Annotated in this window: 16 protein-coding genes; 7 read left to right on the forward strand and 9 right to left on the reverse strand. The window is 71.4% G+C overall.

Features of this window, described 5'->3' with window-relative positions:
* Nucleotides 1-18 precede the first annotated feature (18 nt).
* Together ACFWY5_RS14580 and ACFWY5_RS14585 are read right to left on the reverse strand one after the other, a co-directional pair.
* A complete protein-coding gene (locus ACFWY5_RS14580) occupies nt 19-2,112 on the reverse strand; it encodes a SpoIIE family protein phosphatase (protein ID WP_379609491.1) in 2,094 nt (697 codons plus the stop codon).
* Nucleotides 2,113-2,318: 206 nt separating this feature from the next.
* Nucleotides 2,319-2,888, reverse strand: coding sequence for an HhH-GPD-type base excision DNA repair protein (locus tag ACFWY5_RS14585; RefSeq protein ID WP_379609490.1), 570 nt, complete (start codon nt 2,886-2,888; stop codon nt 2,319-2,321).
* 207 nt (nt 2,889-3,095) lie between these two features.
* Between ACFWY5_RS14585 and ACFWY5_RS14590 the strand changes: the two genes are divergently transcribed.
* The 6 genes from ACFWY5_RS14590 to ACFWY5_RS14615 all read left to right on the forward strand — a co-directional run bounded on the left by ACFWY5_RS14590 (nt 3,096) and on the right by ACFWY5_RS14615 (nt 8,036).
* Nucleotides 3,096-3,320 (forward strand): hypothetical protein, encoded by a 225-nt coding sequence (locus ACFWY5_RS14590; RefSeq protein WP_184974436.1) that lies wholly within the window; start codon nt 3,096-3,098, stop codon nt 3,318-3,320.
* Between the two features lie 105 nt (nt 3,321-3,425).
* Nucleotides 3,426-4,997: a hypothetical protein gene (locus ACFWY5_RS14595; protein WP_379609742.1), complete on the forward strand. Its 1,572-nt coding sequence runs from the start codon at nt 3,426-3,428 to the stop codon at nt 4,995-4,997.
* A gap of 10 nt (nt 4,998-5,007) precedes the next feature.
* Nucleotides 5,008-5,766: a thioesterase family protein gene (locus ACFWY5_RS14600; protein WP_379609488.1), complete on the forward strand. Its 759-nt coding sequence runs from the start codon at nt 5,008-5,010 to the stop codon at nt 5,764-5,766.
* A gap of 11 nt (nt 5,767-5,777) precedes the next feature.
* Nucleotides 5,778-6,533, forward strand: coding sequence for a LamB/YcsF family protein (locus tag ACFWY5_RS14605; protein WP_379609487.1), 756 nt, complete (start codon nt 5,778-5,780; stop codon nt 6,531-6,533).
* A 25-nt stretch (nt 6,534-6,558) separates the two neighbouring features.
* Complete coding sequence (locus tag ACFWY5_RS14610; RefSeq protein WP_379609486.1) at nt 6,559-7,176, forward strand: allophanate hydrolase subunit 1; 618 nt, start codon at nt 6,559-6,561, stop codon at nt 7,174-7,176.
* Nucleotides 7,173-8,036, forward strand: a complete 864-nt coding sequence (locus ACFWY5_RS14615) for a biotin-dependent carboxyltransferase family protein (protein WP_379632194.1) — start codon at nt 7,173-7,175, stop codon at nt 8,034-8,036. Before ACFWY5_RS14610 ends, ACFWY5_RS14615 begins: the two co-directional genes overlap by 4 nt.
* Nucleotides 8,037-8,294: 258 nt before the next feature.
* On the opposite strand, the gene ACFWY5_RS14620 is transcribed toward ACFWY5_RS14615, so the two are convergent.
* Nucleotides 8,295-9,122: a PhzF family phenazine biosynthesis protein gene (locus ACFWY5_RS14620; RefSeq protein ID WP_379609484.1), complete on the reverse strand. Its 828-nt coding sequence runs from the start codon at nt 9,120-9,122 to the stop codon at nt 8,295-8,297.
* A 10-nt stretch (nt 9,123-9,132) separates the two neighbouring features.
* Nucleotides 9,133-10,224, reverse strand: coding sequence for a winged helix DNA-binding domain-containing protein (locus ACFWY5_RS14625; RefSeq protein ID WP_379632196.1), 1,092 nt, complete (start codon nt 10,222-10,224; stop codon nt 9,133-9,135).
* A 156-nt stretch (nt 10,225-10,380) separates the two neighbouring features.
* Here ACFWY5_RS14625 and ACFWY5_RS14630 point away from each other — a divergent pair, with 156 nt between their 5' ends.
* Nucleotides 10,381-11,103, forward strand: coding sequence for a hypothetical protein (locus ACFWY5_RS14630; RefSeq protein WP_379609482.1), 723 nt, complete (start codon nt 10,381-10,383; stop codon nt 11,101-11,103).
* Nucleotides 11,104-11,106: 3 nt separating this feature from the next.
* Here the strand turns inward: ACFWY5_RS14630 and ACFWY5_RS14635 are convergent, their stop codons facing one another.
* From ACFWY5_RS14635 to ACFWY5_RS14655, 5 genes are all read right to left on the reverse strand, one after another.
* Nucleotides 11,107-12,813 carry an ABC transporter family substrate-binding protein gene (locus ACFWY5_RS14635; RefSeq protein ID WP_379632198.1) on the reverse strand — a complete coding sequence of 569 codons (1,707 nt, stop codon included), beginning with the start codon at nt 12,811-12,813 and terminating at the stop codon, nt 11,107-11,109.
* Complete coding sequence (locus ACFWY5_RS14640) at nt 12,810-14,864, reverse strand: dipeptide ABC transporter ATP-binding protein (protein WP_379632200.1); 2,055 nt, start codon at nt 14,862-14,864, stop codon at nt 12,810-12,812. Before ACFWY5_RS14640 ends, ACFWY5_RS14635 begins: the two co-directional genes overlap by 4 nt.
* Nucleotides 14,861-15,769, reverse strand: coding sequence for an ABC transporter permease (locus ACFWY5_RS14645; RefSeq protein WP_379609479.1), 909 nt, complete (start codon nt 15,767-15,769; stop codon nt 14,861-14,863). Before ACFWY5_RS14645 ends, ACFWY5_RS14640 begins: the two co-directional genes overlap by 4 nt.
* Nucleotides 15,766-16,752 carry an ABC transporter permease gene (locus ACFWY5_RS14650; protein ID WP_379609478.1) on the reverse strand — a complete coding sequence of 329 codons (987 nt, stop codon included), beginning with the start codon at nt 16,750-16,752 and terminating at the stop codon, nt 15,766-15,768. Before ACFWY5_RS14650 ends, ACFWY5_RS14645 begins: the two co-directional genes overlap by 4 nt.
* A 77-nt stretch (nt 16,753-16,829) precedes the next feature.
* Nucleotides 16,830-19,166, reverse strand: coding sequence for an AAA family ATPase (locus tag ACFWY5_RS14655; protein WP_379609477.1), 2,337 nt, complete (start codon nt 19,164-19,166; stop codon nt 16,830-16,832).
* Nucleotides 19,167-19,636: the final 470 nt, after the last annotated feature.

A 19,636-nucleotide genomic window follows, 5' to 3' on the forward strand; every position in this document is an offset into this window, starting at 1 on the left:
CCCTTATGACTGTTTCATTCAGTCACTCTTCGTGGCCGGCGGAACATGAATGGCCAGCGCGGTAACGTCATCATCCTGTTCATATCCCGACAACATCCGGTCTACCAGGAAGTCCAGCAGCATATGCGGACTACTGACCACCTCGGGCGGAGCTTCGGTCACAACAGAGCAAAGTTCCGCGAGACCGGCGTCCAGCCCGCGCTTCCTGTTTTCCACCAGACCGTCGGAGTAGAGCACGGCCGTATGGCCAGGCGGCACCACGAACCGGAACTGCCTTCGGCTGGTCGGCCAGCCTAGCGGAGTACCTGGCTCGGCGTCGCACAGAATCGCCGTACCCTGCGGTGAAACCAGCACGGGCGGCGGGTGGCCGGCCAGCGCCAGCGTCCCTTCTCCCGTCACCGGCTCGACCACCATGTACGCCAATGTCGTGACCTGCTCCTCCTCTTCGGTGGCCTCGAAGACCCGGTCGAGACCGGTCAGCACGGCCGCCGGAGGCGGGTTGGTCAGCGCCAGCGCGCGCATGGCGTTGCGGATCCGACCCATGCCCGCGGCGGCCTTGACGCCCTTGCCCATGACGTCGCCGACCACCGCGGCCACCCGGCCGTCCTGGAGCACGAAGGCGTCGTACCAGTCGCCGCCGACCTGCACGTGGCGGCTTCCGGAACGGAAGCGCTGCGCCAGCACCAGCCCCTTGACCACGGGCAGCCGGTCGGGCAGCAGGCTGCGCTGCAACGTCTCGGCGGTGCGGTGCTCGCGCTCGAACAGCGTGGCCCGCTCGACGGCGAGCGCGCACTGCCCGGCCAGCGCCTCCAGGAAGACGCCGTCCTCCTGTGAGATCTTCTGCGGCCGCGTGAAGGAGAAGCGCAGCGCGCCCAGCGCCCGGCCCGCGGCCAGCAGCGGCAGGCCCACCCAGGCCCGCTCGTCGCTGTGCTTGAGGTAGGCCGACAGGACCTCCTCGCTGCCGCCGGCTTCCAGCAGCTGCGACTTGAGGCTCTCCGGCGACTCGGCGAAGACCGGCCGGCGGCTGTTGACCGCGATCGTCATCACGCTGGTGTGGGCGAGCGGGATCTCCTCGCCCGCCGCCCCCGGCACCTCGGGCACGCCCTCGCCGTTGATCAGCTGCAGCATGGCGCGGTCGGGATCGAGCAGCGCCACCGCGGAGCGGTCGGCGGCCAGCGCGGTGCGTCCGACGTCGATGATGACCTGGACCACGTGCTCGACCGTCAGCGCCTCGGCGAGCAGCGCGGTCGCGCCCTGCAGCCTGGCCGTGCGCAGCGCGGCGGCGCCCAGCTGGTCGGTCAGCCTGCCGCGCATCTCCTCGGCCTCGCGCTGCGGGGTCACGTCGGTGTTGGCGCCGACCCACTCGACCACCCGGCCATGCCTGATGATCGGTACGGCCCGCACCTCGAAGTGCCGGTAGCCGCTGGCCCGGGTGCGCACCCGATAGTTCCACTCGAACATGGTCCGCCCGCGCAGGGCCTCGCGCCAGGCCTCCTCGGTCTGCTGACGCTCGTCGGGATGGACCGCGTCGAGCCAGCCCTGCCCCAAGTACTCCTCCAGGCCCTGGCCGGTGATGGCGCGCCACTGGGGCGCGTCCTCGACCACCGCGCCCGTGGGCGAGGTGATCCACACCAGCTGCGACTGCGCCTCGACCAGCGAGCGGTAGCGCTCCTCGCTGCGGCGCAGCTCCTCCTCGGTCTGGCGGCTCTCGGTCACGTCGAGCCCGACCAGCGCGACGGCACGCAGCTCGCCGCCCTCGTCGTGGATCGGCGAGAACGACAGCGACCAGTGCCGCGAGTCACCCTCGGCCGAGCGTACGCGCACCCGGCTCTCCGTGACGGGCCCGTCGCTCTCGATCACGGCCTGTACGGCATGCGTGATCAGCTGGCTGAGGTCGGCGGTGAGCGTCTCGACCGGCGGCTTTCCGATCAGCTTGTCCGCGGGCACGCTGACGACGTCGGTGAACACGTCGTTGACCCGCTGGACGCGGCCTTCGACGTCGAAGAAGGCGAAGGCGAACTCCGCCTCGGAAAGCAGGCCCTTGAACAGGCCGGAGTCTGAGATGTCCACATCCGACTCCCGGGGACGGGGAACGGAGGTCTCGGCGCTCATGGTCGGCACCTCCGTCGCGTGCCAGGGTCTCCCACGCGGCACATCTCCATAACTGTGTATCGGCGTAGCGCAGCTCCGGGCGACCGGATTCTGCTGTACATCATCGGCGATGGGTGTGCGCGGACGGAAGCCCCCGCCACCCGCGGGTCTCCACTATGGACAACGCATCCTGTCAAAATCGCTCCACATTACGCAGCAAGATCAGGCTACTTGGCCTTCGCCGCCCTTTTGGCCTCTTGCTTGGTTGCCCTGACCTTGCCCAGGCTCTCCGGGTCGGTGACGTCGGCCACCGACCTGTGGGAACCCTCCTCGCCGTAAAGTCCGGCCGCCTCGCGCCAGCCGGGTGGCCGCACGCCGAGCTGCTTGCCGAGCAGAGCCAGAAAAATCTGTGCCTTCTGCTTGCCGTAGCCCGGAAGATCTTGCAGTCGCTTGAGCAAGTCCTTGCCGTCCGCGGCGTCGGCCCAGATCCGCTCGGGCTCGCCCTCGTAGCGTTCCACGAGGTAGGCGGCGAGCTGCTGGACGCGGCCGGCCATCGCCTTCGGATAGCGGTGCACGGCGGGTTTCTCGGCCAGCAGCGCGGCGAACGCCTCGGGGTCGTAGGAGGCGATCTCCCCGGCCGTGAGGTCGTGCCCGAGCCGCTCCGAGATGGTGTGCGGGCCGGTGAACGCCCACTCCATCGGGATCTGCTGATCAAGCAGCATGCCGACGAGCAGGGCGAGCGGGCTGCGGCCGAGCAGCTCGTCGGCCTCCGTCCGCTGGGCGAGCTGGATGCGCATGGCACCAGCTTCGCACGAAAGGGTCTCTCACGTTCGGTGGTCGGCATCGGTGGACCTACAGCTAGGCGAGAACGTCTAGTAAACGTAGGGAACACAGTCGGCCTGGAGGCTTGACACCGGCCCGAGAACAGATGAAATGAGAGCGCAAGTCGCCCGCGTCCGTCTCCGGGGGGTTTGCCCTCGGGCTTGCAGAGGAATCTCACGACTATGCTCGCTCTGGCCACACGCATGCTCAAAGAGCCAGTTAGTCATCGGCTGGCCGAAGAGTTTCTCACCGTGCCTGTCGACACGATCGACCGATGTGTGGCCGATGTGTGCGCCTGCGCGGAGCACCTCGGCATCGAGGCGACTCCCCAGATCGTGGAGCGCATCGCGCGCGAGCACCTGCTCGCCATCGTGAACTCCGCGCCCCCGCCCCGTAGCGCCCGATAACATCGGGGTCACCAGGCTGCGTGAAACGCGCCGTTTGTGCCTGGAATGCGAGAGAGTGAGGGCGTGCGCCGACATCGAACCGATCCTGATGAAGTCTTCCAGGAGATGCTGCAGGCGGCGCGCGAACTTCTCGCCGTACGGACGCCGCTCGACGCGGAGCTGATGGTCTCCGACATGATCGGCGCCTGGTGGGGAAAGCGCGTCAAGGGCGGCGACGTCGAGCAGGTGCTCGGCGAGGGGCTGGTCGACTACGCGGCCAAGGCCGGCACGCCCGCCTCGCTGACGTTGCTCATCTGCCTGGCCTACCTCGGCACCGCGCGTCAGGGCGCCAAGGCCGAGGGCGCGGCGCTGGCGATGATGGAGGGCGGCGTGGCCAGGCCCGGCTGGGCCGACCGGGTGGGCGCGGTCAAGCCCACCGGCTGTTACGTCTCCCGCGACGCCTACGGCGACCAGGACACCGTGATCTGCACCTTCGCCTACAGGTGGGGCGAGGCCGCCGCCGACCGCCCCCAGGACCGGCACGCGCTGGTCATGGTCGTCGACCACAACATGAACGGCATGGCACGCGACGCCTGGGTCTCCTCCCACGTGGAGAAGCTCCTGGACCAGGCCAGGGCCGAGGCGGAGGCCGACCCGATGCTGCTGTTCGAGGAGATCGAGCCGCAGCAGGCGCGGGCGCTGCTGGAGTCGGCGATGAAGGCCACCGGCGGAGCGCAGGAGCTCGACGGGAGAGAGCGAGGCACGAGCCAGCGAGCGGCGAAGCGGGCGCGACCGTCACATACCGTGCCCAAGACGCCGCCGCCGGTCAGCGACAGCTACAGCGCCTACCACGCCTTCGCCCGCTCCCGGCTGAAGGCGCTGCCGCCCGGCCGCAAGCGCCCGGCGCCGCTGCACATCGAGGCGCCCTACAGCCGCGAACGGCGGGCCATGCTGGCCGCGGAGTTCCTGTCCTCCGACGCCGCCGAGCACCTGTCGGACCCGTCGGCGGCCTCGCGCTGCGCCGACCACATCATCGACTACGGCTGCGAGCGGGACTTCAACCGGCCGATGCGGGTCAGCCCGGTCAAGTGCGAGACGTTCCTGCTGGACTGGCTGCCGCGCAAGGTGATGCTGAGCCGGGCCGAGCAGGAGGCGATGCCGCACGTGCTGTCGGCGTGGGTGCGTTTCGCGGCGGGCCGTACCGGACTGCCGGAGCGTGGACTGCGCGCGACGCAGGACGCGGTGTGGGAGGCGACGGCGAAGTTCCCCGAGGCCTACCGCGACCCGACCTCCTTCGGCCTGGACCTGCCGCTGCTGGAGCGGCTGCTGCCGGACGGCGACCTGTCGGCGCTGGCCAGGCGGGTCTTCGCCTTCCCGTTCCTACAGGGCGTGCACGGTGACATCGACCTCGACAAGCTGGATCCCGCCGACCAGGCCGACCGGCGCACGCTGCTGCGCTTCGACCACGTGGGCGAGATCGACGAGGAGCACCTGGCCTGGCACGAGGAGATCGCGACCAGGCTGTGGGACGGCGACCCGCCGCAACTGTGGGAGGCCGCCCAGCGCCTGCTCGACCTGGGGCACGACCGCCACGACGTGCTGCACGTGCTGATCGAGATCGCCGAGCGCATCGGCGGCGACCCCGAGGAACTCGCCGCGGCCCTCGACGACATCGCCGACATCCCCGACGAGATCTAGAACCATGCCGATGTACTCCTGGCTGGGCCCCGGCCGCTACCTCGCCACCGAGCACACCCAAGGTCCCTGGCACCCGGGCTTCCAGCACATGGGCCCGGTCACCGCCCTGATCGCCTACGAGCTGGGCCGCACCGCGCCGGTGCCGGGGCTGGAGCTGTCCCGGCTGGCCGCCGACGTCTTCGGCCCCGTCCCCGTCGGTGAGCTGGAGGTCAGCGCGGAGGTCATCCGCGACGGCAGGCGGGTGCAGTGCCTGGCCGCCACCGTCCGGGCCGGCGGGCGCGAGTACGTCAGGGCCACCGCCTGGCGCATCCGCGAGAGCGACAGCCCCGAGATCGCCGCCTCGCCGCCGCCGGCACCCGTCCCGGACGAGCCGGGCCCGCCGTCGTGGCTGTCGACCGGTTTCGGGTACGGCAGAGCCATGGACTGGCGTTTCGTCAAGGGCACCCCCATGGAGACCGGCCCCGCGACGGCGTGGATGCGCATGCGCGTCCCCCTGGTGGAAGACGAGCCCACGACCCCGCTCGAACGCCTCCTGGCCGTGGCCGACAGCGGCAACGGGATCAGCCACGCCCTGCCGTTCGAGACGCACATGTTCGTCAACCTGGATCTCACGGTCGCGTTGTTCCGCACGCCCGCCACCGAGTGGATCTGCATGGACGCCGAGACCGTCGTCGGCCCGTCCGGGCGCGGCCTCACCCGATCGGCCCTGTTCGACGAACACGGCGAGGTCGGCGCGGCCACCCAGACGCTCTTCGTCGCGCCACGGTAGAAGATAGGGCCATGGTGATCGACCTCAACGCGGATCTCGGCGAGGGATTCGGCATCTGGCGGCTCGGCGACGACCTGGCGCTGCTCGACATCGTGACCAGCGCCAACGTGGCCTGCGGCTTCCACGCCGGCGACCCCGTGACCATCAGGCGTACCTGCGCCGCCGCCGTCGACCGGGGCGTGTCGATCGGCGCGCAGGTCTCCTATCGCGACCTGGCCCACTTCGGGCGCAGGGAGATGGAGGTCGAGCCGGAAGAACTGTGCGCCGAGGTGCTCTACCAGCTCGCCGCCGTCGACGGCATCGCCCGCGCGATGGGCGGCCGCGTCTCCTACGTCAAGCCCCACGGCGCCCTGTACAACCGCATCTGCCGCGACCCCGGCCAGGCCGCGGCGGTCGTCGACGCGGTGGCCGACTACGACCCCACGCTGCCGATCCTCACGCTGCCCGGCTCCGTCGTCCACGACCTCGCCGCCGCCGAGGGCGTACCCACGATCACCGAGGCCTTCGCCGACCGCGCCTACACGCCGGCGGGCACGCTGGTCCCCCGGCGCGAGCCCGGCGCCGTGATCCACGACCCGGCCGCGGTCTCCGCGCGCGCCGTGCGCATGGCCGTCGACAAGAGCGTCCTGGCCGCCGACGGCACCCAGGTCGCGGTCAGCGCCCGCTCCATCTGCGTCCACGGCGACACCCCTGACGCGGTACGGCTCGCGCAGGCCGTACGCGATCGGCTGCTTGAGGCCGGTGTGGTCCTGCAGGCGTTCGCATGACCGCGGCGGCGCGGTGAGTGGCGCGGTGATCAGGGCGGCAGGTGAGCACGGGCTGCTCGTGGAGACCGGGTCGCTGGAGGTGTCCCACCGGCTGGACGCGCTGCTGCGGGCCGAGCGGCCGGGCTCCGTCGTGGAGATCGTGCCGGGGCCGGAGACCGTGCTCGTCGTCGCGCCGGGCGCCGACCAGCTACGGCTGCGCGAACGGCTGGCGGACCTGGCGCGGGCCGCGGCGGAGCCGCCGTCCGGCGACCGGGCGGACGCGACCCCGGTCGTCGTGGTGCCGGTCGTCTACGACGGCGCCGACCTGGCCGACGTGGCCGGGGAGACCGGGCTGACACCGGCCGAGGTGGTGGCGCGGCACAGCGGGCGGGAGCTGGTGGTGGGGTGGCTGGGCTTCGCGCCCGGGTTCGCCTACCTGACCGGGCTCGACCCGGTGCTCCACGTGTCCAGGCTGGCCACGCCCCGCACGTCGGTTCCGGTGGGCTCGGTGGCCATCGCCGGGCCGCACTCGGCGGTGTACCCGAGTGCCTCGCCCGGCGGGTGGCGGTTGCTGGGGCGTACCGATCTCCGGGTGTGGGACGTGCGGGCCGAGCCGCCGTCGCTGTTCCGGCCCGGCACGCGCGTGCGGTTCGAGCCCGCATGATCGAAGTGATCAAGCCCGGTCCTTACGCGACCGTCCAGGACCTCGGCCGCCCCGGCTACGCGCACCTGGGCGTACCGCGCTCGGGCGCCGCCGACGCCGCCGCGCTGCGGCTGGCCAACCGGCTGGTGGGCAACCCGGAGGGGTACGCGGGCATCGAGCTGACGTTCGGGGGCGCGCGGCTGGCGTTCCCTGCGGGCGCGTGGATCTCCGTGACCGGCGCGCCCTGCCCGCTGACGGCCCCGCCGCCGGCCGGCGCGGGGATGGGGGCGCCGTTCTGGGTTCCGGCGGGGGGCGAACTGCGGTTCGGGATGCCCGTCAGTGGCCTGCGCACGTACGTGGCCGTCCGGGGCGGGATCGCGGTCGAGCCGGTGCTCGGCAGCCGCTCCACCGACTCGCTGTCCGGCCTCGGGCCCGCCGTGCTGCGGGCCGGGACCGTCCTGCCCGTCGGCCCGGCGGACGGGCTGGCGGAGATCTCGGTCGACGTGGCCCCCCTGCGCGAGCCGGGGGCGGCCGTGCTGCGGGTGGTGCCGGGGCCGCGTGACGACTGGTTCGTGCCGGAGGCGCTGAAGGAACTCTGCGGACGGCCCTACCAGGTGAGCCAGGACAGCAACCGGGTCGGCGTACGGCTGAGCGGGCCCGTCCTGGAGCGTGCCCGGCAGGGGGAACTGCCCAGCGAGGGCATGGTGGCGGGGGCCGTCCAGGTGCCGCCGAGCGGCCAGCCGATCATCTTCCTGGCCGATCACCCGCCGACGGGCGGCTACCCGGTGATCGCCGTCCTGTCCGCCGCCGACCTCTCCACCGCCGCCCAGCTCCGCCCGGGCGCCACCACCCGCTTCACCCTCCACAAACCCCGAACCTGACCACCTGGCCACCGGAAAGGATCGGGCCGGACCACAGGGGGCGCGGCGGCTTGGTCGCACACGGGGTCCACCCGGTCACGGGCAAACCCCAACACTGCCTGACCTGGGCCGGGCGATCTGGTCGGCGTGGGCCGTGACGGCGGGGACCACGTCCGACGTGAGAAGCGACCCCCACGATCGGCGCCCGCCGACGACGGCGGGTGGCGTGGGGGCGGCTCGCCGTAACGAAAAAGAAAGCGCCCGAACGAAAAGAGAGAGCTAGAGAGACACGACGCCACGAACGCAGGTGACGCAGGCGCCGCCGACCCAGATGACATCCGCCTCGGTGGAGATGTGGACGCGGCCGGCGCGGCCGAGGGCGGTGCCCTGGGAGGCCGTGTAGGGGGCGGTGGCGCGGCCGGTGCGCAGGAGCCAGCGGGCCAGGGACGCGTTCAGGCTGCCCGTGACCGGGTCCTCCGCCGTGGCGCCGTGCAGGGGGAAGAACGCGCGCACCTCGAACGCCTGCGGCGACCCCTCCGGGTACGGCCCCGCCACCCCGATGTCCAGGTCCACGACGCCGGGCCGCACCTCCAGCACCTCCCGCGCGCTGCCCAGCAGCACCGCCACCCACCCGGGCCCGTTGTCGGCCCACTGCGCGTCCACGATCGCGGTGCGGTCGATGCGGAGCGTCTCGGCCAGGCGTTCGATCAGTTCTTCCTCCACCGGCCCCTCGCGTAGCAGCGGCGGCGCGGCGAAGGCCAGCCCGCCGGCGGTGCGCCGCACGTCGACCAGGCCCGCGCCGCACTCCTGCACGATCGTGTCCCCGCCGGCGGGCTTGCCCCCGGCCTCCAGCCAGGCGTGGCAGGTGCCGAGCGTGGGGTGGCCGGCGAACGGCAGTTCGGTGGTGGGGGTGAAGATCCGGACTCGGTAGTCGGCCTCGGGGGTGGTGGGCGGCAGGACGAACGTGGTCTCTGACAGGTTCGTCCAGTGGGCGAAGCGCCGCATGTCCTCGGTGCTCAGCCCGTCGCCGTCGAGGACCACGGCCAGCGGGTTGCCTCGGTAGGCGGTGTCGGTGAAAACGTCGACCTGCGCGAAGTCTCGGGTCATGACTCCAGTGTCACAGCTCGGCCAGCAGCGCCCGCATCCCGGTCACCGCTTCGGCGAGCGGGCCGGCGGGGACGTCCTCGAACAGTTCCACCTTCATGTCCTTGGGCTCCCACACCCCGGCCACCCGGCCCTGGTGGACCACCACGGGCGAGATCCAGCCCGCCGCACGGCTGACCTTGGGCTTGACCGCGGGCGGGACGAGTGCCGCCAGGTTCCGGGGCGCGGCGAGGATGTACTGGTCGAAGCCGGGCAGCAGGTGGACCTCCTCCGACGGCCGGGTGGCGGCCAGGTCGTCCAGGTGCTCGGTGAGGGCCTGCAGGGGCTCGCCGTCCACGTCGATCTCGGTCAGCTCGGGCGCCAGGTCGCGGAACCAGCCCTTCAGCACCGACTTCTTCGCGACGCCGCCGAACAGCCACCTGTCGAACGTCTCCGGCGAGGCCGGTCCGTGGGCGCCCAGGTAGTCGCGCAGGACGCGGACGCCGGCCTCTTCCTGGGGCGGCGGTTCGGCGGGCCAGGACGGCAGCCAGTCGCGCGGCGTGGTGAAGGTGACCTTGCCGTCGCGGGGCGGGCCGTAGCACAGCTCGCCCAGCCTGCTCAGGGGTTTCAGCAGCGCGCCCCATCCCGAGGTGAGCGCCTCGCGCAGGTGGGCGTCGCCGGTGCCGGCCACGACGGCGTCGACCAGTTCCTCGCGGGTCAGCGGGGTCCGGCCGCCCAGCGCCTTCGGGACCGCCTCGACGATCGCCGTGATCTCGGCCGCGCTCACGCCGTGGCCGCGCTGCCACACGCCCTTCTCCCAGAACCGCAGCGTGGCCAGGGCGGCGCAGTAGTCGGGCAGCCGGTCGCCCGGCACCAGGTGCAGGGTGCCGCGCATCACCCAGGTCTTGGCCAGCGTGCGTTCCTGCCACAGGGCCCGGTCGACGGCGCCGGGGTCGGGGCGCGCGCTGCGTACCGCGACCGCCTGCTGGGCCGAGGAGGCCACCTGGGTCTGTATCCCGCACAGGCGCCTGGCCACCGCCACGGGGTCGTCGGCACCGGGGCCGCTCACGTGCTGGCGCCGCAGCCGCCATGCCAGTACCTGCGACCAGGTCACCGCAACATTCACGTGCCCCTTTCTACACCTGACCCGCCTGGACGCTCATCTTGACTGAAAGTCGCGAGAAGTAGTCAAGGTGTCACAGTGCGGCTACTGGCCCGCCCCCGCGGGCCACGGAGAACATGGCGTCCCTGGCCGCGACGGTGCGGCCGAAAGGAGAGCGACGTGAGCAGAGAACCGATCACCACGGAGACGCGGCGCGAGGTGGAGCGATTGCTGGATTTTTCCGCCCATGTTGGCGGCATCAGCGAGGAGGACGTCCTGGAGGTGCTCAGCGAGCGCGGCATCACCACGCTGCCGGAGTTCGTCGGCCACGCGCTCACCCAGCCTCCGCCCGCCCAGCCCAGCCGGGTGAGCGGCCTGAGCACGCTGCACGGGCCGGCGAGCGACCCCGCCATCGTGCACCGGCCGCCGCGGATGGCCCTCGTGGTGGACGGCGTGGCGTACGACCCGGCCGACATCACGCGCTTCAACGGCCAGCCGCTCACCTTCGCCCTCGACGACACCGGCCCCACCCTGCACGCCTTCACCGACGGCCGGCACCTGCGCGCCGCCGCCTGGGCGGCCGCGCAGACGCGCCCGCGTGTCCAGGCGGCGGCGAGGGAGGTACAGATGTTCGAGCACCACCACTACGGCGGCGACTGGTTCTGGCTGCAGGCCGGCTACTACTGGCCCAACCTCGCCATCAAGCGGCGCGGCGGCTGGCCCACCTCGCCGTCCTGGAACGACACGATCAGCTCCATGAGCACCAACGACTGCCACGTGGCCTACTACGACCACATCGATCTGGGGGGCGCCTCGCTGCACGTCCAGCCGTACCAGGAGATGCGGGAACTCGACAGTCTCGGCTGGAACGACCGCATCTCCTCCGTCATCAACTACGGCTAACCGTCACTTGGTGAAGCCGATGTCCTGGTAGCGCAGGTCGTAGAAGCCGCGGGCGCCCGCGTTGGCGAGGTTGGCCTTGGTCGCCACGTTCTGCGGGCGCTGATACAGCGGCAGCACGTTGACCTCCTGCCAGATCAGCTTGTCGGCCTGGTTCGTCTCGGTCCGCGCCTGTGCGGGGTCGAGCGCGGACCCGGCCTTCTGCATGGCGGCGTCGATGGCCGCCGAGCCGGTCCTGCCAAAGTTGGCGTTCCAGGTCTTGCCGCCGTCGGGCGAGTTCACGTAGATGCCGTAGCTGCTCGACACGGGGTACGGCGTGCCGATGTAGGCGAACGGCGTGATGTCGAAGTTGCCGGGGATGACGTACTTGGTGAAGAAGTCGTCGCTCGGCACCGCCTTCAGCGTGAGCTTGACGCCGATCTGGGCGAGCATGTTCTGGGCCAGCTCGCCCTCCGACTTGCTCAGCTGCACCCCGGTCGGCACGACGAACCGCAGGTCAAGCGGCTTGCCGTCCTTCTGCCTGACATTGCCCACGAGCTTCCACCCGGCGGCGTCCAGCATCTGCTTGGCCTTCTCCGGGTTGTAGACGCCGAGCTCGCCGGCGTTGTCCTGGTAGCCCTCCTGGGTGTTCATGAAGAAGTGGTTGTTCAGCAGCGTGATCGGCCAGTCCAGGCCCTGTAGGTCGGACTGGGCGATGGCCTGCCGGTTGATGCCGAGCTGGATCGCCTGCCGGACGTTGACGTCCTTGAGCGGTTCGCTGGAGCCGTTGAAGGTGAAGTGGCGGAAGTCGGGGCCGGCGGCCTGGCGTACCTCGGCGCCCGAGGTGGACCTGGCGCGGGCGTAGTCGGGGGCGGAGGGGCCGACGTCGGTGATGTCGAGCTCGCCGTTGCCGAACGCGCCGATCAGGGAGTCCTGCTCGGAGGCGCGGTAGATGATCTGGTCGAGCTTGGCCCGGTCGCCCCACCACGTCTCGTCGCGGACGATCGTGATCGTCTTGGCGGTCTGGTCGAAGGCCTTGAACGCGAACGGCCCCGCCGTCACCGGGATCTTGTTGAGCCAGCCGGTGTTGAAGGCCTCGGGCGAGCCGTTGGCGGACTTCGGCAGCAGCGGCCCGAACAGCGACTGCCAGTCGGCGAAGGGCCGGGCGAACGTGACGACCACCTCGTAGTCGTCCTTGCCCTTCCTGACGCTCTCGATGTCCTGGTAACCGGTCGGCGAGACGATCCGGAAGGCGGTGTCGCGGCCGTTGAGCGCCTTCCACTGGGCCGCGTAGTCCTCCCACGTGATCGGGTCGCCGGTGGACCACTTGGCCTTCGGGTTGAGCGTGTAGGTGACCACCTGCTTGGGAGCGCTCTCGGTGATCTTCGCATCGACGAGGTAGTCGGGGTTGACGGAGATCTCGGCCTTCTCGTTCGAGCGGAAGGGCCACGGGAGCAGGGCGTTGCTGACCACGGAGGCCATGAGGAGGTTGCCGTCGACGTGGTTGCGGTTCCACTGCGAGGGAAACTCGTTGAGCCCCCAGCGCAGTGTGCCGCCGTCGCGGACCTGCTCGCGCGGCTGAAGGTTGATGTCGAACGCCTTGACCGCGGCGCCGTCGCCGGACGGTCCGGCGCCGCTGCCGCCCGCCGATCCGCCGCTGCCGCCGCCACCGCAACCCGCCAGAGCCAGCGAGCCGGTCAGCACGGCGGCGAGGGCGAGACGTGATGCCTTCATGGATGTGACTCCTCGTGGTTCTGTACGACTTCGAGCTTCTCGGCGTAGTGGCAGGCCACGCCGTGGTCGTGGGCCAGCGCGCGTACCTCGGGCTCGCTTTCCACGCACCGGGACCGCTCGCTCTCCGCGAGCGTCCTGAACTTGGGGCAGCGGGTACGGAAGCGGCACCCGGAGGGAGGGTCGGCGGGGCTGGGCAGGTCGCCGTCGAGCAGGATCCGGCGCCGGGTGCGCTCGCGCCGCGGGTCGGGCAGCGGGATCGCCGACAGCAGCGCCTGCGTGTAGGGGTGCATGGGCCCGTCGTAGACGGTGTCCACCTGGCCGATCTCGGCGATCCGGCCCAGGTACATGACGGCCACCCGGTCGGCGATGTAGCGCACGACGGCCAGGTCGTGCGCGACGAACAGGTAGGACAGGCCGAGCCTGGACTTCAGCGAGTCGAGCAGGTTGATCACGCCGGCCTGGATCGAGACGTCGAGCGCGGAGACCGGCTCGTCCAGGACGACCAGCCTGGGTTCGAGCGCCAGCGCGCGGGCGATGCCGATGCGCTGGCGCTGGCCGCCGGAGAAGTCCTGCGGGTAGCGGGCGGCGTGGGACTCGTCGAGGCCGACCAGCCGCAGCAGCTCGCGCACCCGCGAGCCGGTGTCGCCGCGCCGGTGGGTGCGCAGCGGCTCGGCCAGGATGTCGTGCACGGTCATCCGCGGGTCGAGCGAGGCCAGCGGGTCCTGGAAGACGACCTGCATGTCGCGCCTGATCGCCATCCGGTCGCCGGCGGCCATGCGCGCGGTGTCCCGGCCGAGCACGACGATCCGGCCGTCCTGCGGCTTGACCAGCTCCAGGATCTCCATCAGCGTCGTCGTCTTGCCGCAGCCGGACTCCCCGACCAGCCCGAGCGTCTCGCCCTGGCGGATGTCGAAGCTGATCCCGGCCACCGCCTGCACGGTGCCGACCCTGCGCTTGAACAACGAGCCCTTCATCAGCGGATACTGCTTGACCAGCCCGTCCACGTGCAGGACCACCTCCTGCGCGCCCCGCCCCCCGCGGACGGCCGCCGCGGCCTGGGCGGCGTGCCGGCCCGGCGGCCTGACCCCGACGTCGGCCCAGCGGATGCAGGCCGCCTCGTGGCCGTGCCCGACCTGGAGCAGCGCCGGTTCGGCCACCGAGCACTCCTCGACCGCCATCGGGCAGCGCGGCTCGAACGGGCACCCGGGCGGCAGCGCGGCGGGCGAGGGCGGCGCGCCCTCGATGGGCACCAGCGGCTGCCGCCCGCCCCGGTCGACGCGCGGGATCGAACCGAGCAGCCCCACCGTGTACGGCATGCGCATCCGGTAGTAGATGTCGTCCACCGCCCCCACCTCGACCGGCCGCCCCGCGTACATCACCAGCACCCGGTCGGCGAACCCGGCCACCACCCCGAGATCGTGGGTGATCATGACGATCGCGGCGCCGGTCTCCCGCTGGGCCGTCTTCAGCACCTCCAGCACCTGCGCCTGGATGGTGACGTCGAGCGCGGTGGTCGGCTCGTCGCAGATGATCACGTCGGGGTCGTTGGCGATGGCCATGGCGATGACCGCCCGCTGGCGCATGCCGCCGGAGAACTCGTGGGGAAAGCCCAGCGCCCGCTGACCCGGGTTGGGGATGCCGACCAGGTCGAGCAGCTCCACCGCCCGGACCATGGCCTGCTCCTTGGTGACCTTCTGGTGGACGCGCACCGCCTCGGCGATCTGGTCGCCGACGCGGTAGACGGGGGTGAGGGCCGACAGCGGGTCCTGGAAGACCATGGAGATCGTCTTGCCGCGCAGGGCGGTCAGCCGCTTCTCCGGCGCGCCGATGAGCTCCTGGCCCGCGAGCCGGACCGAGCCGGTGACGGTGGCGCTCGGGGGCAGCAGTCCCATGACCGCGGCGGAGGTGACGGACTTGCCGGAGCCGGACTCGCCGACGATGCCGAGGACCTCGCCGGGCCGTACGGCATAGCTGACTCCGCGCACGGCGCGCACGTCGCCGAAGGTGACGTGCAGGTCGCGCACCTCCAGCACCGGCTCCCCCGCGGTCATCGCCGCCCCTTCCGTGCGGCGGACGGGTCGAACGCGTCGCGCAGGGCGTCGCCGATGAGGTTGACGGCCAGCACGGTGACCACCAGCAGCGCGGCCACGAACCAGAACGTCCACGGCGCGTAGACGGCGGTCTTGGCGCCGTCGGCGATGAGCGTGCCGAAGGAGACGTCGGGCGGCTGGATGCCGAAGCCGAAGTACGACAGCGAGGTCTCGGTGAGGATGGCGGCGCTGACGTTGAGCGTGGCGTCGACGATGAGCAGCGACGACAGGTTGGGGATCACGTGCCGGAAGATGATCGTCACGGGCGGGACGCCCATGAAGCGGGCGGCCTGGATGTACTCGCGGTGCTTCAGCGAGATCGTCATCCCCCTGACGATCTTCGAGGTGACCATCCAGAGGAACAGCGCCAGCATGACCACGAACAGCACCCACTGCCCGTCGCCGAACAGCGGCGACATGATCGCCAGGATGAGGAAGGCGGGCAGCACGAGCAGCAGCTCGGTGATCCAGCTCAGCGTGCGGTCGGTCCAGCCGGCGAAGTAGCCGGCGAAGGCGCCGACGATCGCGGCAAGCGCCGTGGACAGCAGCGCCGCCAGCAGACCCACGATCAGCGACTTCTGCATGCCGCGCAGCGTGACCGCGTAGACGTCGGCGCCGGTCTGGAGCGTTCCGAACCAGTGCCGCGAAGAGGGCGGCTGCAGGAAGGCGGTGAAGTCCTTGTCGGTGTAGGTCCACGGGCTGAACAGCGGCCCCACGAAGGCCAGCAGGAACATCAGCGCCAGTACGGCGAAGCCGATCCGCCCCTGCGCGGAACCGAAGAAGCGGCTGCCCACCATCCGCAGCCGCGAGGGCGCGCGCGGCGGCTGCCGGAGCTCTTCGGCGAGCTCCTCCTCCTGCAGGCTCATGCCGTTCTCACCCGCGGGTCGAGGGCGGCGTGGAGCACGTCGGCCGCGAGCGAGGCGGCCAGGACGGCGATGGCGGCGAGGAAGGCGATGGCGGCCACGGTGTTGACGTCGTTGGTGAAGATCGAGTTGATCAGCTGCTCGCCGAGCCCGTGCCAGCCGAAGATCTTCTCGGTGAACGTGGCCCCGGTCAGCAGCGTGCCGAAGGTGAAGGCGAAGTAGGTGACGACGGGGATCAGCGCGGTGCGCAGCGCGTGCCTGGTCAGCGCCTTGCGCCTGCTCAGCCCCTTGGCCACGGCGGTGCGGATGAAGTCGGCGCCGAGCACGTCGAGCATCATGTTGCGCTGGTAGCGGCTGAAGGTGGCGATCAGGCCGAGCGACAGCGAGACCGTCGGCAGGATGAGGTGTTGCAGCCGGTCGAGCACGCCGCCCCAGAACCCGGTGTCGAGGCCGTCGGAGTACTCGCCGCTGACCAGGAAGACCTGGGCGCCGAAGAGGTTCTCGTTGAGCCAGGTGCCGACGAGGATGAGCATGGTGGCCAGCACGACCACGGGGATCGCGAGGACGAGGAACGACATCCCCGTCGAGAGCCGGTCGAACAACCCGTACTGCTTGACCGCCGCGTACGCGCCCACCAGCACGCCGACCAGGCTGCCGCAGATCAGCCCGAGCAGGACCAGCCGGAAGGTGACGCCGGCCCGCCGGGCGAGGTCCTCGTTGACGGAGGTGCCGGTGACGGTCTTGCCGAAGTCGCCGTGGAGCACCCCGGCCGCCCAGGTCGCGTAGCGCTGGATGAGCGGGGTCTTGTCGTTGAGGTTGAGCGCGGTCAGCTGGGCGTCGACGACGGCGGGCGGCGGCTTGGGGGTGCGGTCGGCGTAGTTGGAACGCGGGTCGAGCGCGCCGGCCGCCAGCATGTACGCGAGACTCGACGCCACCGCGACCAGCACCAGATAGTTGAGCAGCCTGCGAGCCAGGAACCCCGCCATCCACACCTCCCCTCCGTAGTCATAGTGCTACACCATGTAACGGAGGGGCCGCAGCCAAGTGTCAAAGAGGAGTTACGTTAGCGTCCGGATAGTTCGTCCACCGCTGCCCGGACATCCTCGCTGGTGATAGTGGTCAGCTCGGCGGAGCTGGCGTCGACGCCCAGCGCGGCCAGGCGCACGTCGCGCCGGAGCGCGGCCCGCTCGAACAGCGAGCGGGCGAAGCGGCCGTTGCCGAGCCCGTCGATGAGCTTCTCCCCGCACACCCAGGCGAACACCTCGTCGAGGTCGCGCAGGGCCGCCTCGTCGAAGCGGTCGCCGGCTTTGTCGGCCAGCAGGGCGGCGATCTCCGACAGCTCACCCGGGCTGTAGCTGGGGAAGGCCACGCGCTGGTTGAAGCGGCTGGCCAGGCCGGGGTTGGTGGCCAGGAAGGCGTCCATCTCGCGCTGGTAGCCGGCCAGCACGATGACGATCCGGTCGCGGTCGTCCTCGGCCCGCTTGAGCAGCGTCTGCACGGCCTCGTTGCCGAAGGCGTCGCCGCCGGAGTAGCCGGGGTTGACCAGGCTGTAGGCCTCGTCGATGAACAGCACCCCGCCGAGCGCCCGGTCGACCAGCTCGTTGGTCTTGATCGCGGTGGCGCCGAGGTGCTGGCCGACCAGGTCGGCGCGGTGAGCTTCGACGACGTCGGGCCTGGCCAGCAGGCCGAGCGCGGCGAAGATGCGGCCGATGACGCGGGCCACGGTGGTCTTGCCGGTGCCGGGCGGACCCGCGAAGACGAAGTGCCGGGTCTGCGGCGGCGTGGGCAGCCCGCGCTCCTGACGCATCCTGGCCACCTGGAGCTGGGCGGCGATCGCGTGGACCTGGCGCTTGACCGGCTCCAGGCCGGCCATGCGGTCGAGGTCGCCGAGCGCCTCCTCCAGCGTGGGCGTGGCCTCGTAGCCGCGGAAGCGGGCGGTCAGCTCGTCGAAGGCCTTGGTGAGGTCGGCCGTGGTGGTGGTGACGAGGTCCTCGGTGGTGGGGGTGCCGCCGGCGCCGACCACGCGCACGTCGCGGGCCTGCGCGGCCGCCTCGACCAGGCTGCGTACGAAGCGGGCGTTGCCCAGCTCGTCGACCAGGCCGCGGCGCTGGACGTCCTCGAACAGGCCGAGCAGCGCGGCGGGCGCGCCCACCCCCATGCGGTCGCCGCGGCGGCCCTGGAGCAGCTCGGTGATCTCGGCCAGCTCGGCCGGCGAGTAGCTGGGGAAGCGCACGCGGGTGGCGAAGCGGCTGGCCAGGCCCGGGTTGGAGGTCAGGAAGCCGGCCATCTCCTGCTCGTAGCCGGCCAGGATGATGATCAGCCGTTCCCTGTCGTCCTCGGCCCGCTTGAGCAGCGTCTGCACCGCCTCCGCGCCGAAGCGGTCGGGCTGGCCGTCGGAGGAGTTGATCAGGCTGTAGGCCTCGTCGATGAACAGCACCCCGCCGAGCGCCCGGTCGACCAGCTCGTTGGTCTTGATCGCGGTCGCGCCCAGGAACTCGCCGACCAGGTCGGCCCGCTGCGCCTCGACCACCTGCGGCGTCTCCAGCAGGCCGAACGCGTAGAAGATCTTGGCGAGGGTGCGGGCGACGCTGGTCTTGCCGGTGCCGGGCGGGCCGACGAAGACGAAGTGGCGGGTGGGCCGCTCGGCCGAGTAGCCCGCCTCGGCGCGCAGCCTGGAGGCCTCGATGGAGGCGGCGATCGAACGGACCTGGTCCTTGACCGGCGACAGCCCGATCATGCTCTCCAGCTCGGCGAGCGCCTCCTCGACCGAGATCGGCTTCTGCGGGGCGCCGCGCTCCGGCTGCGCCTCCTGCCTGCCGTCGCGGCCCCTTACGCGTACCTGCTCCTCGGAGGTCAGCTGGGCCTTGGCCTGGCGGGCCGCGACGAAGCGGTAGAGCAGGACCGCGCCGGCGGCGCCGTAGGCCGCCCACAGGGCCACGCTCTCGGAGACCGGGGCGAGCGCGGCGGCCAGGGAACCGGCGGGCACGAGCGCCATGAGCGTGGTGAGCCACGGCGGCACCCAGCGGATGAGATGGGCGATGCCCACCACCGGCACCACCAGCACCATGAGGAGCATGGGCGCGGCCGAGCGCGGCTCGAACACCATCGTCGAGTAGACCGGCAGCAACGCCAGCCAGCCCACCGCCACCAGCGCGGTGGCGGCGGCGCGTGGGAAGCGCAAGGTCAGAGCCGTGAACGCCAGCAGCGCCACCGTCACCAGGAAGGTCTGGAACAGATCCCAGCCCAGCGCCGCGGCGATGCCCACGGCGGCGACGAGCACGCCGATGTAGAGCACCCGGCGCACGGCCGGGGGAAGCTGGAAATATCGCAACCTCACCTGCTCGAACAGATCCCGTGCGGCGGCTCTGCCCGCCGGCCGGGTCCTGTCGGACTCCCGCATCACGCCTCCCCGGTCCGACCCCGGTTATACCGCACCGGACCGACGATTGGGCGCACCTGACACGCCAGGTGGCGGTGACGAATGCGGCGATGCGCCGGCCCAGCTCCGCCCCCGCGTCCTCCTGGAGGTAGTGGCCGGCCCCGGCGATCACGGGATGCTCCAGCCCGGCGGCCCCGGCCATGGTCCGCTTCAGGATGGGCGCCATGCCGCCGGTGATGGGGTCGCCGTCGGAGAAGGCGACGAGGAACGGCAGGCCGAGCGTGGTGAGGATCTGCCAGGCAGCGCGGTTGGCGGGCGCGGCCGGATCTTCGGGCGTGTCGGGGACCAAGCCGGGCATGGCGCGCGGACCGGACTTGTAGCTCTCGCCGGGGAAGGGCGCGTCGTAGGCGTCCCGGACGGCCGGCGAAAGCTCGCTTGCGCACCCGGACTGGACGAATCTGGCGATGTCGAGCAGGGGCGCGGTCGTGACG

Origin of the sequence: Nonomuraea sp. NPDC059007 (assembly GCF_042740555.1) — a bacterium.
GTDB lineage: Bacteria > Actinomycetota > Actinomycetes > Streptosporangiales > Streptosporangiaceae > Nonomuraea.

Coding starts and splice junctions, on each gene's coding strand:
- ACFWY5_RS14580 (WP_379609491.1), bottom strand. CDS start 2,112: ATGAGCGCCGAGACCTCCGTTCCCCGTCCCCGGGAGTCGGATGTGGAC.
- ACFWY5_RS14585 (WP_379609490.1), bottom strand. CDS start 2,888: ATGCGCATCCAGCTCGCCCAGCGGACGGAGGCCGACGAGCTGCTCGGC.
- ACFWY5_RS14590 (WP_184974436.1), top strand. CDS start 3,096: ATGCTCGCTCTGGCCACACGCATGCTCAAAGAGCCAGTTAGTCATCGG.
- ACFWY5_RS14595 (WP_379609742.1), top strand. CDS start 3,426: ATGCTGCAGGCGGCGCGCGAACTTCTCGCCGTACGGACGCCGCTCGAC.
- ACFWY5_RS14600 (WP_379609488.1), top strand. CDS start 5,008: ATGTACTCCTGGCTGGGCCCCGGCCGCTACCTCGCCACCGAGCACACC.
- ACFWY5_RS14605 (WP_379609487.1), top strand. CDS start 5,778: ATGGTGATCGACCTCAACGCGGATCTCGGCGAGGGATTCGGCATCTGG.
- ACFWY5_RS14615 (WP_379632194.1), top strand. CDS start 7,173: ATGATCGAAGTGATCAAGCCCGGTCCTTACGCGACCGTCCAGGACCTC.
- ACFWY5_RS14620 (WP_379609484.1), bottom strand. CDS start 9,122: ATGACCCGAGACTTCGCGCAGGTCGACGTTTTCACCGACACCGCCTAC.
- ACFWY5_RS14635 (WP_379632198.1), bottom strand. CDS start 12,813: ATGAAGGCATCACGTCTCGCCCTCGCCGCCGTGCTGACCGGCTCGCTG.
- ACFWY5_RS14640 (WP_379632200.1), bottom strand. CDS start 14,864: ATGACCGCGGGGGAGCCGGTGCTGGAGGTGCGCGACCTGCACGTCACC.
- ACFWY5_RS14645 (WP_379609479.1), bottom strand. CDS start 15,769: ATGAGCCTGCAGGAGGAGGAGCTCGCCGAAGAGCTCCGGCAGCCGCCG.
- ACFWY5_RS14650 (WP_379609478.1), bottom strand. CDS start 16,752: ATGGCGGGGTTCCTGGCTCGCAGGCTGCTCAACTATCTGGTGCTGGTC.
- ACFWY5_RS14655 (WP_379609477.1), bottom strand. CDS start 19,166: ATGCGGGAGTCCGACAGGACCCGGCCGGCGGGCAGAGCCGCCGCACGG.